The sequence below is a fragment of the Aeromonas sp. 1805 genome, assembly GCF_013085525.1.
In the GTDB taxonomy this organism is placed as follows: Bacteria; Pseudomonadota; Gammaproteobacteria; order Enterobacterales; family Aeromonadaceae; genus Aeromonas; species Aeromonas hydrophila.
The window spans coordinates 2,955,561-2,970,898 of record NZ_CP038515.1 but is presented as its reverse complement, the minus strand read 5'-3'; the positions used below and the strand labels follow the sequence as shown (position 1 = coordinate 2,970,898).

At 60.9% G+C, this 15,338-nt stretch carries 16 protein-coding genes, 1 tRNA gene and 1 pseudogene; 17 read left to right on the top strand and 1 reads right to left on the bottom strand.

What is annotated here, in order from left to right; translation table 11 throughout:
* Positions 1-115: 115 nt before the first annotated feature.
* From E5E96_RS14030 to E5E96_RS13955, 16 genes and pseudogenes are all read left to right on the top strand, one after another.
* Positions 116-688, top strand: coding sequence for a TetR/AcrR family transcriptional regulator (locus E5E96_RS14030; RefSeq protein ID WP_029303624.1), 573 nt, complete (start codon positions 116-118; stop codon positions 686-688).
* A gap of 21 nt (positions 689-709) precedes the next feature.
* Positions 710-1,519 (top strand): winged helix-turn-helix domain-containing protein, encoded by an 810-nt coding sequence (locus tag E5E96_RS14025; RefSeq protein ID WP_029303625.1) that lies wholly within the window; start codon positions 710-712, stop codon positions 1,517-1,519.
* Entirely contained in the window at positions 1,519-2,034 is a 516-nt protein-coding gene (locus tag E5E96_RS14020) for a FidL-like protein (protein WP_029303626.1), read from the top strand. Before E5E96_RS14025 ends, E5E96_RS14020 begins: the two co-directional genes overlap by 1 nt.
* A 725-nt stretch (positions 2,035-2,759) precedes the next feature.
* Positions 2,760-3,038 (top strand): BMC domain-containing protein, encoded by a 279-nt coding sequence (locus tag E5E96_RS14015; protein ID WP_010634659.1) that lies wholly within the window; start codon positions 2,760-2,762, stop codon positions 3,036-3,038.
* A 16-nt stretch (positions 3,039-3,054) separates the two neighbouring features.
* The gene (locus tag E5E96_RS14010; protein WP_011705244.1) at positions 3,055-3,339 is read left to right on the top strand and encodes a BMC domain-containing protein; all 285 of its coding nucleotides are present in this window, start codon (positions 3,055-3,057) and stop codon (positions 3,337-3,339) included.
* A 14-nt stretch (positions 3,340-3,353) separates the two neighbouring features.
* The gene (locus tag E5E96_RS14005) at positions 3,354-3,632 is read left to right on the top strand and encodes a BMC domain-containing protein (RefSeq protein ID WP_002442217.1); all 279 of its coding nucleotides are present in this window, start codon (positions 3,354-3,356) and stop codon (positions 3,630-3,632) included.
* A gap of 53 nt (positions 3,633-3,685) precedes the next feature.
* The gene (locus tag E5E96_RS14000) at positions 3,686-5,272 is read left to right on the top strand and encodes an acetaldehyde dehydrogenase (acetylating) (protein WP_171282424.1); all 1,587 of its coding nucleotides are present in this window, start codon (positions 3,686-3,688) and stop codon (positions 5,270-5,272) included.
* A 26-nt stretch (positions 5,273-5,298) separates the two neighbouring features.
* Positions 5,299-5,556: a EutN/CcmL family microcompartment protein gene (locus tag E5E96_RS13995; protein WP_010634663.1), complete on the top strand. Its 258-nt coding sequence runs from the start codon at positions 5,299-5,301 to the stop codon at positions 5,554-5,556.
* 15 nt (positions 5,557-5,571) lie between these two features.
* Positions 5,572-6,726 (top strand): 1-propanol dehydrogenase PduQ, encoded by a 1,155-nt coding sequence (locus tag E5E96_RS13990; RefSeq protein WP_171282423.1) that lies wholly within the window; start codon positions 5,572-5,574, stop codon positions 6,724-6,726.
* Between the two features lie 25 nt (positions 6,727-6,751).
* The gene (gene cutC, locus E5E96_RS13985) at positions 6,752-10,138 is read left to right on the top strand and encodes a choline trimethylamine-lyase (RefSeq protein ID WP_171282422.1); all 3,387 of its coding nucleotides are present in this window, start codon (positions 6,752-6,754) and stop codon (positions 10,136-10,138) included.
* A gap of 113 nt (positions 10,139-10,251) precedes the next feature.
* On the top strand, positions 10,252-11,199 hold the full coding sequence (cutD, locus tag E5E96_RS13980; protein WP_171282421.1) for a choline TMA-lyase-activating enzyme: 948 nt from the start codon (positions 10,252-10,254) through the stop codon (positions 11,197-11,199).
* Positions 11,200-11,211: 12 nt separating this feature from the next.
* Positions 11,212-11,445, top strand: a pseudogene (locus E5E96_RS22855) (BMC domain-containing protein); the annotation flags it as partial.
* Positions 11,446-11,660: 215 nt separating this feature from the next.
* Positions 11,661-12,281, top strand: a complete 621-nt coding sequence (locus E5E96_RS13970) for a phosphate propanoyltransferase (protein WP_168756528.1) — start codon at positions 11,661-11,663, stop codon at positions 12,279-12,281.
* An 11-nt stretch (positions 12,282-12,292) separates the two neighbouring features.
* Positions 12,293-12,985: a hypothetical protein gene (locus E5E96_RS13965; RefSeq protein WP_171282419.1), complete on the top strand. Its 693-nt coding sequence runs from the start codon at positions 12,293-12,295 to the stop codon at positions 12,983-12,985.
* A gap of 19 nt (positions 12,986-13,004) precedes the next feature.
* Complete coding sequence (locus tag E5E96_RS13960; protein ID WP_171282418.1) at positions 13,005-13,418, top strand: multidrug efflux SMR transporter; 414 nt, start codon at positions 13,005-13,007, stop codon at positions 13,416-13,418.
* A gap of 17 nt (positions 13,419-13,435) precedes the next feature.
* Positions 13,436-13,765, top strand: coding sequence for a multidrug efflux SMR transporter (locus E5E96_RS13955; RefSeq protein WP_011705235.1), 330 nt, complete (start codon positions 13,436-13,438; stop codon positions 13,763-13,765).
* Between the two features lie 138 nt (positions 13,766-13,903).
* Here the strand turns inward: E5E96_RS13955 and E5E96_RS13950 are convergent.
* Positions 13,904-13,993: transfer RNA gene (locus E5E96_RS13950), tRNA-Ser, on the bottom strand.
* A 419-nt stretch (positions 13,994-14,412) separates the two neighbouring features.
* Here E5E96_RS13950 and E5E96_RS13945 point away from each other — a divergent pair.
* Positions 14,413-15,330 carry a L,D-transpeptidase family protein gene (locus tag E5E96_RS13945; protein WP_171282417.1) on the top strand — a complete coding sequence of 306 codons (918 nt, stop codon included), beginning with the start codon at positions 14,413-14,415 and terminating at the stop codon, positions 15,328-15,330.
* The last annotated feature ends 8 nt before the right edge of the window (positions 15,331-15,338 follow it).

Here is a 15,338-nt window from a genome sequence, read left to right as displayed (position 1 = left end):
ATTTTAAGGTTATTTGTGAAGCACCACACAATAACGACTTTTCCTCCCGTCCCCCATTTCCTCATATTGATGGCGATCAAGAATCAACATACCGTCTGGTCGGTATGATTGGGCCATGAACATCGAAACCCAACATAGAAAAAAAGACCCTGTACGTCTTTATCGACAACTGCTGGAGTCGGCCGCCACCATCGCCGGCCGGGACGGTATCGCCGCCCTGTCGTTGAACGCCGTTGCCTATGAGGCCGGGGTGAGCAAGGGGGGCTTGCTGCACCACTTCCCCAACAAGCAGGCGCTGATCTTTGCCCTGTTTGCGCGTCTGCTGGCCATCATGGAAGAGGCCATCTCAGCACTGATGGCGGCAGACAAGACCGCCTACGGCCGCTTTACCCGTGCTTACCTGCACTATCTCTCTGCCCCTGAATTGACGGACACCCAGGAGAGCCGCCAGCTGATGGTGCTCTCGCTGGCCATGCCGGATGAGCCGGTGCTGCGACAATGCTGGCGTGACTGGATGCTGGCGCATCTGGCGCAAGGGGATGAGCTGGATAATGGCCATACCGGCACCCTGGTACGTTATGCCGCAGACGGCATCTGGCTATCGGAATTGACCGAAGGGCGCACCATGAGCAGCGAGCACCGTCAGGCGCTGGTCAAGACCCTGCATAATATGACGCTCCCCACGTGAAGCTGATGGATTGAGGCCGAGATGCGCTACCACATCAATGCCCGCTTCATTTATGACGCGACCGATGGTTCCCTGACTCAGCGGGAAAGCGTTGAGCCAGACAGCCAATTATCCATCACCGCCAATGCGCTGTTTTATTTTTTCTTGCGAAATACCGGGATAGTCAGCCGCGAGGAAGTGCTTAAAAAAGTTTGGGACGATAACGGATTAACCTCATCAAACAGCAACCTCAACCAATACCTGAGCATATTGCGCAAGGCTTTTCGCCACTACGATATCGACAATATCATCATCACGGTGTCGCGCGGTTATTTGCAGCTCAATCCCGAGGTCATTATCGAGCCTATTGAGCATGTACCTGCACCGTCCATTGAAATAGTACCTTCGCCTTCCACGGTGGTGGCCGCCGAGCCGGCATTCGACCCTGCCGAATGGCCACTTCCCCTCACCCCCCGTTCACGCGGCATCTGCTGGTACATCGCGGGGGGCTGCATGCTCGCGTTTGCCCTCATGCTGGTGGCATTTGGTCTCTTGAATGGCCGTGAGCCGCGCCCCGTCACCCTGACCGGGATCCCCAACAGCCAGTGCGAATTGCTGGCCAGCGACGAGATGCTGCGCTCGGTCAGCGCCACGACCTACGGTGAGCACTTCGAGCAGGTGCGCCAGCGTTTGAACATCAGCTGCAAACCCGGCGAGCGTTTTCTGTTTTTCTACGGGGACAGACTGGAAACCAACGGCCTGGGCCGGGTATTTCTGGCCCACTGCGCCATGCACGAAGACAACCCGTTCAGCTATTGCGACAACTATTTCTACTACTCCTGGAAGCCGTGATGAGACTTGCGCCGCGTCCCTTCTTTCTCTTCTCCTGCACCCTGTTCCTCGCCGCGGCACTCTATGCCTGCTACCAGCTGCCGACCGAAAATGATGGTGTCATGAGCTGCGCCACCAAAGGCATCATGCGCTTTGAGGACATGCACAAAGAGAACGTCAACGGCAACATCCACTTCAATTTCGGCCGCCAGGGGAAAGGCTCCATGGTGGTTGAAGGCTATACCGATTCGGCCGCAGGCTGGCTCTATCTCCAGCGCTACGTCACGTTTACCTACAGCAGCAACCGGGTCTCCGCCACCGAGCGTCAGTACCGCATCAACAAATGGGAAGCGAGCGCCTCCTCCATCGATCAATCGCCGGACGTGATCTTCGACTACTTCATGCGCGAGATGTCCGACAGTCACGATGGGCTGTTTCTGAGTGCACAGCGGCTCAATCAGCAGGCCATACTGCTGAGCTCCATCAACTCGCCGCTCTGGATCTGCACCCTCAAATCCGGCAGCGAACTGCACTAGTCCCGGCAATACGGCGGATGCCCCGACCCAAGCGTCGATGACGCGCACGTATCGCCCGGCCCCGACAACCAGACCTGCTCAAGCCCCCTGATGACTCAGCCCTGATTCGGCTTGTCAGCCATTTGCCCTGAAGGCAATGCCGAGGTGACTTCCTGCCCGCCCCTTCCCCCAACTGCGCATCCGTACCGACAAGACGCCCCTTGTATATCACCAAGCAGGACCAGCACCCGCTACTTTTCCAGCTCATCCCAGCCACTCTCGCGCCGGCACCCACATGACGCGCGCCTCGCTCTCAATGCCACCTCATCCCGTCTGACCCGCCATCACCACCCTGATCTCTCCTTCCCGCCACACCCCGCTCATTTTTTACATTTAGCGTCGCCGGCAAAACATGAGCTCCGCCACAGTTAGCAGCCGGCCAAATTACCTCTCGGCCCCCATTGCCCAACAACTCATTAACATCGACCGACGATCTTTTCCCGGGCCTAAATTCGGCCTTATGCAAGGCGAAAACAGCCTCGTGGTCGCAGCATAAATAGATAAATACGGCTTATAAAAATCATAAATCCAGAACAACAAACTAAATATCTCAGTTTTACAGATTCAAATTCCACAAATGCCGCCAGTACCTATAGTGGCGATTGAACGCCGCAACCGTGGCTCAACGCCGTGACACGGACGGAGTTCCTTAACCACACCACACAATCTGTTCTGAGGAGATCACCATGGGTGACGCATTGGGGCTTATCGAAACCAAAGGTCTGGTGGCCTGCATTGAAGCCGCGGATGCCATGTGCAAATCCGCCAACGTGGAGCTGATCAGCTATGAAAACATCGGCTCCGGCCTGGTCACCGTCATGGTGAAGGGGGATGTCGGCGCGGTGAAAGCGGCGGTGGATTCCGGCGTGGAGTCGGCACAGCGCATCGGTGAAGTGGTGACCTCGCTGGTCATCGCCCGTCCGCACAACGACATCAACAAAATCGTCATTAAACACAAGGCTTGAGGCCGGGAGATCGCAAATGGGTGATGCATTGGGTTTGATTGAAACCAAGGGCCTGGTGGCCTGCATTGAAGCGGCGGATGCCATGTGCAAAGCCGCCAACGTCGAGCTGATCGGCTATGAGAACGTCGGCTCTGGCCTGGTCACCGCCATGGTGAAAGGCGACGTAGGGGCCGTGAAAGCCGCGGTGGACTCCGGCGTGGAATCCGCACAGCGCATCGGTGAAGTGGTGACCTCGCTGGTCATCGCCCGCCCGCACAACGACATCAGCAAGATTGTCGCCCACTACAAAATTGCCGAATAACGGGAGAGAACATGATGAAAGAAGCGCTTGGTCTGATTGAGACCAAAGGCCTGGTGGCCTGCATCGAAGCGGCAGATGCCATGTGCAAGGCCGCCAACGTCGAGCTGATCGGCTATGAGAACGTCGGCTCTGGCCTGGTCACCGCCATGGTGAAAGGCGACGTCGGTGCGGTCAATGCGGCGGTGGATTCCGGCGTGGAAGCGGCGAAACGCATTGGCGAAGTGGTCACCTCTCGCGTCATCGCACGCCCGCACAACGACATCGAAAAAATCGCGGCGCAGCACAAGGCATGACCTGAGAGGGCACGCCCCGCCCGCACTTTTTTAGTCTGATGAAGGATAGATTCATGATTGAACTCGATACCGATTTGCTCTCCCGCCAGAACGCGAGAGAACTGGTGCGCAACGCCAAACAGGCGCAGGTGATTATGGCCACCTTTTCGCAGCAGAAAATCGACGCCATCGTGAAGAACGTGGCCGAAGAAGCCGCGCGCCATGCCGAAACGCTGGCGAAAATGGCCGCAGAAGAGACCGGTTTTGGCAACTGGCAAGACAAGGTGCTGAAAAACCGGTTCGCTTCGCTGCACGTTTACGATGCCATCAAAGAGATGAAGACCGTCGGGATCATTCATGACGATCAGGTGAAAAAAGTGATGGACGTGGGCGTGCCGCTGGGCGTGATCTGCGCGCTGGTGCCCTCCACCAACCCCACCTCCACCATCTTCTACAAAACCCTGATCGCCCTCAAGGCGGGCAATGCCATCATCTTCTCGCCGCACCCGGGCGCACGCCAGTGCAGCTGGAAAGCCATTGAGATCGTCAAGCGCGCCGCCGAAGCCGCCGGTGCCCCGGCGGGCATCGTGGACGGCGTCACCCAGCTGACCCTGGAGGCGACCTCCGAGCTGATGCACAGCAAGGACGTGTCGCTGATCCTGGCAACCGGTGGCGAAGGCATGGTGCGCGCGGCCTATGCCTCCGGCACCCCGACCATCAGCGGCGGCCCGGGCAACGGCCCGGCCTTTATCGAACGCAGCGCCGACATTCACCAGGCGGTGAAGGACATCATCACCAGCAAGACCTTCGACAACGGCGTGATCTGCGCCTCCGAACAGTCGATCATCGTCGAACGCTGCATCTACGACGAGGTTCATCGCGAGCTGGCGACCCAGGGCGCCTACTTCATGAACGAAGACGAAGCCGCCAAGATGGCCGCCCTGCTGCTGCGCCCGAACGGCACCATCAACCCGAAAGTGGTGGGCAAGACGGCGCTCCATCTCAGCCAGCTGGCCGGTTTCAGCGTCCCCCCCAGCACCCGCGTGCTGGTGGCCGAACAGACCACCGTCTCCCACAGCAATCCCTACTCCCGTGAAAAGCTCTGCCCAGTGCTCGGCCTCTACGTGGAAGAGGAGTGGCGCGCCGCCTGTCATCGGGTGGTCGAGCTGCTGACCAACGAAGGGCTGGGCCACACCCTGGTGATCCATACCCGCAACCAGGACGTGATCCGCCAGTTCAGCCTGGAAAAACCGGTCAACCGGATCCTGATCAACACCCCCGCCGCCCTCGGCGGCATCGGTGCCACCACCAACCTCACGCCGGCACTGACCCTCGGCTGCGGCGCCGTCGGCGGCGGTTCCAGCTCCGACAACGTCGGCCCGATGAACCTGCTCAACATCCGCAAGGTGGGTTATGGCGTGCGCACCATCGAAGAGCTGCGCGCCCCCATCCAGCCGGTTGCGATGCAGCCAACCAGCGCCGCCCCGGCCGCGCCCCAGCCCTGCAGCATCCTCGATGATGCCCGCTTCAGTGCCTCGGCGCCGGCCTGCCACAGCGCCGACGACCGCTTTGCCGGCGCTACTGCCTCGGCCGGTGGCGAGATTAGCGAGCAGAACGTGGAGCGGGTCATCCGTCAGGTGCTTGAGCGCCTTGGCAAGTAACCCATTGAGATAAGGCGATAAGAACCATGATTCTCGCAAAGGTAACCGGACATGTCGTCGCCACGCAGAAATGCGATGAGCTGCGTGGCAGCAACCTGCTGCTGATCACCCAGCTGGACGATCAGCAGCAACCGATGAAGGACCGCTCCTGGGTCGCCGTCGACAGCGTCGGCGCAGGCATGCACGACGTCGTACTGGCCGAGGAGTACCTCGCGCTCAACAGAGACCGCTACAAGGCCATGTCGGTGGTCGCCATTGTCGAGAAGGTGTTTCGGGACGCTTGAGGAGTGAATGACCCAATGAGTGAATTTTTGCTGAAACCCCGGATCCGCTTCGGTCAGGACGCCCTGTCCGCCCTGGCCGAAGTGCCCGCCCGCCAGGCGCTGCTGGTCACCGACCAGATGATGGTGAAAGTTGGCCTGGCCGACCGGGTGACGCAGATCCTGCGCCAGCGCGGCATCCCGTTCCAGTGCTGGGACGATGTAGTGGCCGATCCGGACATCACCACGGTCGTGCGCGGCATGAAGCTCATGGACAGCTGCTATCCGGATCTGGTGATCGCGCTCGGCGGCGGTTCGGTGATTGATGCAGCCAAAGCGGTCATGTTCGCCCTGGCGCAAACCCGCCCGAATCTGGGGCGCGAGCGCCCCTGTTTCGTGGCCATCCCGACCACCAGCGGCACCGGTTCGGAAGTGACCAGCTTCTCGGTGGTCAAGGCCCGCAGCGAGAAGCTGGTGCTGGTCGACCCGTCATTGCTGCCGGATATCGCCATTCTCGATCCGTCGCTGGTGGCATCGGTACCGCCCGCCATCACCGCCGACACCGGGATGGACGTGCTGTGCCATGCGCTGGAGGCCTATGTATCCCGGGCGGCCAGCGACTTTTCCGACGCCCTGGCGGAGAAGGTGGTGCAGCAGGTCTTTCGCTACCTGCCCGCCTGCTGGCGCGACGGCCACGATCTGCTGGCGCGGGAGAAGATGCACAACGCCTCCTGCATGGCGGGCATGGCCTTCACCAACGCCTCGCTCGGCATCACCCACAGCCTGGCTCATGCCCTCGGCGGCGTGTTCCGCGTCCCGCACGGGCGTGCCAACGCACTCCTGATGGCGCAGGTCGTGGCATGGAACGCCGACCACGACGGGCAGTGCGATACCCAGGCCGCCCACAAGTATGCCCGCCTGGCCCACCTGCTGGACCTGCCCGCCCAGACGCCGCGCGAGGGGGTCAACAGCCTGCTGGTGGCCATCCAGGCGCTCAAAGACGAGATGAAGATGCCCACCGGCATTGGCGATACCGGCCTCCTCGCTGCCGATTTCGACCAGCGGCTGGCGGAGATGGTCAGCCAAGCGCTGCGCGACAACTGCACCCCGACCAACCCGCGCGCACCGGATGCCTGGGCATTGACCGAACTCTATCGCAAGGCATGGTGCGGCACTCTCGCCGCCGGCCACTAAGAACAAGAACTGGAGAACCTACCTCATGGCACACTACAGCTTAACGCCGCGCGTCAACGTGCTGGCTGAACGTTTACTGGCGCACACCAGCACCCTGTGCAGCGAACACGCCACGATTTTGAGCGGGCTGGATGGCGACATCGCGGGCATTCCTGCCGCCGTCAAACCGGCACGCCGCTTTTACGAGCTGATGCGCCAGCTGCCGCTGACCATCAGTGCCGACGAGCTGATTGTCGGCAACCAGACCCGCACCCCGCACGGCGCCATTTTCCACGACGAAAGTGCCGGGCAGCGCCCGTCCACCTTCCAGTTCCTGAATCTGAACAGCGCCATCGACTCCCCCGACTACAAGCTGGTGGTGGAGAAGGGCGTGCTGGCCATCAGGCAGCAGCTGGAAGAGAAAACCCGCGCACTGGGCAGCGCCGTCAGCCGCAGTGGCATGGACGAGGTCAACGGCTGCCGCGCCGCCATCCACGCCTGCGACGCCCTGATGGCGCTGGCACAGAACCTGGCCAACAGCGCCGAAACCCTGGCCGCCGCAGAAACCAACCCGTTCCGCCAGGCCGAGCTGCGCGACAGCGCCGCCATTTTGCACCATGTACCGGCCCATCCGGCACGCAACTTCAAAGAGGCCTGCCAGTCGTTCTACCTGTTCCAGCTGGCGCTTCAACTCGACAACGGCAGCTATGCGGTCAACCCGGAAGGGGCCGACAAGGCGCTGCTGCCCTACTTCCAGCGCGATATCGCCAACGGCGCGCTGACCGAGCAGCAGGCGTACGAGATCGTCGAGTGCCTGTGGTTCAAGCTGGCAGAGCTGAGCGAAGTGCGCGCCACCTGCGCCATCGACGGCTACCCCATGTTTGATGCCCTGCTGCACGGCGCCAGCCTGGAACAGGCGAGCATCAACCCGCTCTCCGAAATGTTCCTCTGCGCCCAGCAAAACCTGAGCGCCCTCAAGCTGCCGGTTCGCCTCTTTCGCGGAGTGCAGCACGTCTCTGCCGCCCCGTTCGCCGCCTGTGCCGATACGCCGGTGATGGAGGGGCTGACGCCGCGCCTGCAGCGCCTGCGCAACCACTATCTGACCGTGCGCCCCAGCGTCTCCATCTACCGGGCACTGGCCTTTACCGAGGTCGTCAAGGCCAACCCTGGCATGCCGACCATCTTGCTGCGGGCCAAGGCGTTTCGTCACGCCTGTGAAACCGCCCCCATCCTTATCCAGGACGACGAGCTGATCGTCGGCCACCCGTGCGGCAAGCCGCGTGCCGGTGCCTTCTCGCCGGACATTGCTTGGCGCTGGGTACGCGACGAGCTCGATACCATGAGCACCCGTCCGCAAGATCCCTTTGAAATCAGCGAAGCGGACAAGAAAACCATCCGCGAAGAGATAGTGCCGTTCTGGGAAGGTCGCTCGCTGGACGAGATTTGCGAAGCGCAGTACCGGGAAGCCGGCGTCTGGGCCTTCAGCGGCGAGACCTTCGTCAGCGACCTCTCCTACCATCAGATCAACGGGGGTGGCGACACCTGCCCGGGCTACGACGTGCTGCTGTTCACCAAGGGGATGAACGGCATCAAGGCCGACGCCCAGGCCCATCTCGACCAGCTGAGCATGGAGAACCCGGACGACATCGATCGCATCTACTACTACAAGGCAGCGATCGAAACCTGTGAAGGGGTGGTCAACTACGCCCGCCGCATCGCGGCCCATGCCCGTGAACTGGCCGTGAAAGAGCAGGATGCCCAGCGCCGCGCCGAGCTGCTGACCATCGCCGAGGTGAACGAGAACGTGCCGGCCAACCCGCCCAAGACCCTGCAAGAAGCGCTGCAGAGCATCTGGACGGTGGAGTCGCTGTTCGAGATCGAAGAGAACCAGACCGGTCTGTCACTCGGTCGGGTCGACCAGTACTGCTACCCCATGTTCGAAGCGGATATTCGCGAGGGTCGCCTGACCCACGAAAGCGCGCTCGAGCTGATGCAGGCCTTCATCATCAAGTGTGCCGAGCTGATGTGGATGTCGAGCGAGCTGGGGGCGAAATACTTCGCCGGCTATCAGCCCTTCATCAACCTGACCGTGGGCGGCCAGAAGCGCAGCGGCGGCGATGCCTGCAACGATCTGACCTACCTCATCATGGACGCCGTGCGGTTTGTGAAGGTCTACCAGCCGTCGCTGGCCTGCCGCATTCACAACCAGTCACCGCAGAAATACATGGAGAAGATCGTCGACGTCGTGAAGGCGGGGATGGGTTTCCCGGCCTGCCACTTCGACGACTCCCACATCAAGATGATGCTGCGCAAGGGCTTCGACTTTGAAGACGCCCGCGACTACTGCCTGATGGGCTGCGTCGAGCCGCAAAAGTCGGGGCGCATCTATCAGTGGACCTCCACCGGTTACACCCAGTGGCCCATCGCCATCGAGTTCGTGCTCAACCGGGGACGGATGGTGCTGTTCGACAGCCATCAGGGGCTGGATACCGGCGACCTGCGCGAGCTGCGCACCTTCGAGCAGTTCGATGCGGCGGTCAAACAGCAGATTGCCCACATCGTTCGCCTGTCGGCCATCGGCACCGTGATCAGCCAGCGCGTGCACCGCGACGTGGCGCCGAAACCGCTGATGTCACTGCTGGTGGAAGGCTGCATGGAGAAGGGCAAGGACGTCGCCGCCGGTGGCGCCGTGGTCAACCACGGTCCAGGCCTCATCTTCTCGGGGCTGGCGACCTATGTCGACTCCATGGCGGCAATCCGCAAGCTGGTGTTCGAGGAGCAGAGATACACACTCGAACAAATTCGCGATGCGCTGCTGGCCAACTTCGAAGGGTTCGAAGCGCTGCGCCGCGACTGCCTCAATGCCCCCAAGTACGGCAACGACGACAACTACGTCGACCAGTACGCGCTGGATATCACCGAGTGGACCGAGCGAGAGTGCCGCAAGTACAAGATGCTCTACTCCACCCTGAGCCACGGCACCCTCTCCATCTCCAACAACACCCCCATCGGCGAGCTGACCAACGCCACGCCGAACGGGCGCCTGGCCTGGATGCCGCTCTCCGACGGCATCAGCCCGACCCAGGGGGCGGACAAGCAGGGGCCGACGGCCATCATCAAGTCCGTCAGCAAGATGAACGTGGAGACCATGAACATCGGCATGGTGCATAACTTCAAGTTCCTAAAGGGGCTGCTGGATACCCAGGAGGGACGCCATGGCCTCATCACCTTGCTGCGCACCGCCTCCATCCTCGGCAATGGCCAGATGCAATTCAGCTATGTCGACAACGAAGTGCTGAAAAAGGCGCAGCAGGAGCCGGAGAAGTACCGCGACCTAATCGTGCGCGTCGCCGGCTACAGCGCCTATTTCGTCGAGCTGTGCAAAGAGGTGCAGGACGAGATCATCAGCCGCACCGTGATTGAGAAGTTCTGATCGATGCGTTGATAACCCGTCTTTCTTAATCGCAAAAATAACCGGAAGTACTCCGTGATGGCAGGTCGCAAATAATGCGACTGCGGCCTGCCACATCCGGAGAGGAGGCAAGCGTGATCGCAAATAATGAATTAACCGGCCGCATATTCAATATCCAGAAATATTCGATATATGACGGCGATGGCATTCGCACGCTGGTTTTTTTCAAGGGCTGCAACCTTCGCTGTCCCTGGTGCGCCAACCCTGAAGGGCTCAGCAGCCAATTTCAGGTGATGTTTTCGCACGACAAATGCATCAACTGCGGTGACTGCGTGAATGTCTGTCCGGCCGGAGTCCATTACCGGGCCGAGGAGAACGGCAGCATGAAACACTTCGTCGATCGTAATAAGGATTGCATCGGCTGCCGCAAATGCGAAGAGGTCTGCACCCAGCATGCGCTGGACATCATGGGCAAGGATGTCACCGTCAGCGAGCTGATGGAGATCATCATGCAGGACTATGACTTTTACATCTCCTCCGGCGGTGGCGTCACCATCGGCGGCGGCGAGATGAGCCTGCAGACCGACTTTGCCGTCGCGCTGTTTAGCGAATGCAAGAAGATGATGATCAATACCGCCATCGAGACCCAGGGCACCACCTCGCTGGCCAATTACCAGCAGCTGGCGCCCGTCACCGATACCTTCCTATTCGATATCAAGCAAATCAACAGCGAACAGCATAAGGCGATGCTGGGTATTGGCAATGAAGGTATTCGCCGCAATCTGGAATGGCTGGTTGATTACGGCGCCAAGGTGATTGTGCGCATGCCGCTCATCCGTGGACATAACGATTCATGGGATGCCATTACCGGCGCCATCGAATATGTACAGAAATTGGCAAAGCGGGGAAATATCCTGCGGATTGACATGCTGCCGTACCACCAGCTGGGCCGCAAGAAATATGAGCGGCTGGATATGCCCTACCCGATTGCGCAGGACCCCTCTTACACGCCGGACGAGTTGGATCGGCTGGAGGCCTTCTTTGCACAATTTGATTTCGATATTCGCTTGGTCCGCCATTAACAGGAGTCGACGATGAAAAGTTTGGGCGTAATTGAAACGCGAGGATTGGTCGCCGCCATTCAGGCGGTGGACGCCGCCTGCAAAGCGGCAGGCGTCAGCTGCATCGGCTATCGCAAGGTGGGTTCTGGGCTGGTGAGTGTCTGCTTCGAAGGGGAGATCAGCGCCATCCACACCGCCATCGAGCGTGGCGTCGCGGTGGCCGCCACCATCGACCAGCAGGTCCACTCCCTGGTGATTGCCCGTCCGGAGCCAAGCGCGGTAGCGGCGCTCGGCAACCTCAAGGGCTACCCGCCGCGCGCACCGGCCAACACCAAGAAGGAGATGACGACCGCAACAAGCGCTGTGCCGGCCCTGTCACCGGAAAGCAGTGCCGATACCGAACCGGCCACTCCACCTGCCAGCCAGCCAGCCGCGGATCAGGCGGAAGACCGACAGGGCGCGGCAAGAAAAGGGAAGAAAGCATGATCGATCCCCAGCTGCATCAAAAGATCGCCGCCCGTCTGAGCCTGGTCAGCCCGGCGATCCCGGTCGGCATCTCGAATCGCCACGTCCACCTGGCACAACAGGATGTCGAGGCCCTGTTCGGCAAGGGCTACACCCTGACGCCGCTCAAACCGCTGCGCCAGCCGGGCCAGTTTGCTGCAGAGGAGTGCGTCACCGTGGTCGGCCCCAAGGGTTCGCTGACCCGGGTGCGGGTACTCGGCCCGACCCGGCCGATTTCACAACTGGAGATCTCCCGCGCCGACTGCTTCACCCTCGGCATCAAGGCGCCGGTCCGTGAGTCAGGCCAGCTGGAAAATACCGGCAGCGCCCTGCTCATCGGCCCCGCCGGCCACGTGGAGCTGCGCTCTCAGGTGATCTGCGCCTGGCGCCATATCCACCTCTCGCCACAAGACGCTCGCCAGCTGAACGTGACCCACGGCCAGAAAGTGAGCGTGCGCAGCGACGGTGAGCGCCAGTTGACCTTCGATGAGGTGGTGGTGCGGGTGCGCGACGATTTCGCGCTGGAATTTCACATCGATACCGAAGAGGCCAACGCCGCCGGCTTGAAAAACGGCGCGCAGGTCAGGCTGCTCGGCTAACGGAGATCCCCATGACCGACGAACAGATTGAACGCCTGGTCGAACAGATGCTCAGGCGCCTGCAGCCGCCACTGCTGGTGATGGTGACCGCGGCCCAGGGCTATCGGCAGGCCATTCGAAACCGTCTGGCCGGCTGTGGGCAGCCCCTGCAGCTTGCGCTGGCAGCAGAGATCGAGGATGGCGCGCTGTGGCAGCCGCTGGGAGAGACAGTGCCGGCCAGCGTCTGGCAACAGGCCCTGCCGCCCGCCCCCTATCGCGCGCTGGTGCTGCCCTTTCTCGACTACCCGCTGGCGATGGACCTGCTGAGCGGCTCACTGCAAAGCCCCGTCGCCAGGCGGCTGCACGATGCCCTGCTGAGCGGCTTGCCGGTGCTGGCGCTGCGCTATCACTGCGATCCCGCCAGCGAGCTGAATCAGCTGCTGGGGGCGCAACCGAGCACGCCATATGCCGGGCACATGCAGGCGGCGCTCAGCCGTCTGGGCGAGATCGGTGTGGTGCTGTGCACCATGAATGAACTGCTGGAGAAGCTGGCACCGGCGAACGACGCGGCTACTGTGCCGGCGGGCACGGCGCGGCGTTATCTCACGGTCAGCGATGTTGAGAAGGATCCGGTGCTGGCACAGACGGCCGAGGCCCAACTGACCGATGCCGCCATCGATTTTTTGAAAAGCAGAAGAAAAGAAAAACAACCTTACCTTAAATAACAAACCCGGAGTTTAACTTATGTCTTCAAAAACAAAATGTTGGCTATGGATGCTGCTGGTGATCGTGTCCGAAACCTCGGCCACCTCCACCCTCAAGATGTTTGGCAGCAGTGAAGGAACCACCAAGATGCTGCTGCTCGGTCTGCTCGTGCTGCTCTATTGCACCTGCTACTACTCCCTCTCCCGCGCGGTAAAAGACATTCCCGTTGGGCTTGCCTACGCCACCTGGTCCGGCACCGGCATCCTGGTGGTCTCCACGCTGGGGATGGCATTTTACGGCCAGCACCCGGACACCGCCGCCATGATCGGCATGGCCGTCATCGCCAGCGGCATTGTCATCATGAACCTGTTCTCCAAGATGGGCAGCGAAGAGGGCGCCGATGCCTCCGCCGAGTCCCTCACTCCCCCCATGAACAACAACATCGCCAACTGACGCAAAAGGAATGACCCATGTTTAATTTCGGATTTTTATGGCTGGCGCTCTCTATCGGTTCTGAAATCACCGGCACCTCGATGATCAAGAAGACCAACGGTTTCAGCAGACTGGGGCCATCCATACTGGTCGTCTGCGCCTACAGCCTGTGCTACTTCGCCCTCACCCGCGCCATGAGCACCATTCCGGTCGGCGTGGCCTATTCGCTCTGGTGCGGCTTCGGCATCGTCGGGGTCACCATCTGTTCGATGATCCTCTACAAGCAAAAACCGGATCTGCCCGCCATCCTGGCGATGGCGCTGATCATCTCGGGCGGGGTGATCATGAATGTCTTCTCCAGCATGTAACGCCGTGACAACACCCTAGCAGTGGCGCTCTACCCCTGCCATCGGTGCACCGGCCCTGACGCGCCCTGCCGGGTAACAAGCCAGCAAGCATGCAAATAGAGAAAGGCCCAAGCTGGCTGGCAGCTTGGGCCTTGAAGATGGCGGAGAGACAGGGATTCGAACCCTGGGTGGCATTGCTGCCACAATTGATTTCGAGTCAATCCCGTTCGGCCACTCCGGCATCTCTCCACGGGGCATCATTGTTACCGGAGCCGCCTCTGGAAATCAACTTCAATCTCTTTAAAGATCAAACAACTGCACATAAAACCAGCAGGTGAGCGCGCCCCGTGGCGAGATGCTCCCCGCCGTCGTGCCTGTTGCCGATGCAGTACCGACGCCGAGACACTCCCCCTGCACCGGTGCCGCCGGCACTACTCACCACTCATCCCCTCTCCCACCGCCCTCCAAGCATGCTGTTCATTGCAGGTTATGCTGCCTTGCATTAAAAACGGGCAAGAAACGGTCAAAATGATGGATTGCCATATCGGGACCCGGCTGTAACCCTGGCCGGCCAAGCTGGCAATCGTCACCCATTTGACTGACAATTTCCCCCTTTTACTCAAGGCGGTCGCCTCGCGGCCCCCTCATCTCAATCAGACAGGAAGTACATGTTCATAGCACGAACCCTCTCATTGCTGGCGCTGGCCGCCAGCCTGCTGACGGCTCCCGTCCTCGCCACCACCTATCCGCTGCCCCCGGCTGGCAGCCGCCTGATCGGCGAACTGGAGGACTACATAGTCCAGCCAGATGAACATCTTGAGCTCATCGGCAAGCACACCCAGATTGGTTTTTTGGCGCTGCTCGAAGCCAATCCGGGGGTCGATCCCTATTTGCCCAAGCCGGGCACCCGGCTGACCCTGCCGACCCAGATGCTGCTGCCGGACGTGCCTCGCGAGGGCATCGTCATCAATCTGCCGGAGCTGCGCCTCTACTACTTCCCGAAAGGCAAAAACGAAGTGATGGTGCTGCCCATCGGGATCGGTGACATAGGGCGGGAGACGCCGGAGATGACCACCACGGTGATCGCCAAGAATCCCAATCCGACCTGGGTGCCCGGCCCCATGGTGCGCAAGTCCTGGCTCGAGCAAAAGGGGATCACCCTGCCGGCGGTGGTGCCGCCCGGTCCTGACAATCCCCTCGGCAAGTTCGCCATGCGCCTCGGCTATGGCAAGCAGGACTACCTCATCCACGGCACCAACAAGGATTTTGGCGTCGGTCTGCGGGTCAGCGCCGGCTGCATTCGGCTGCGCCCCGACGACATCGAGGCCCTGTTCAAGATTGTCCCCATCGGCACTCAGGTGCGGGTGATCAACCAGCCGGTCAAAACCGCCATCGAGCCTGATGGCCGCCACTGGCTGGAGGTGCACTCCCCGCTATCTCGCACCGAACTGGAGCTGGAGCAGGGCGCCCCGCTGATCCTCTCCCCTGAGGTGGAAGCCTTCATCGCCAAACCGGAAATCGATGGTGACAAGGCCGCCAGCGTGCTAAACAGCAAGAACGGTATCCCCCGTCCCGTCAGCGGCTGATGGCCAAC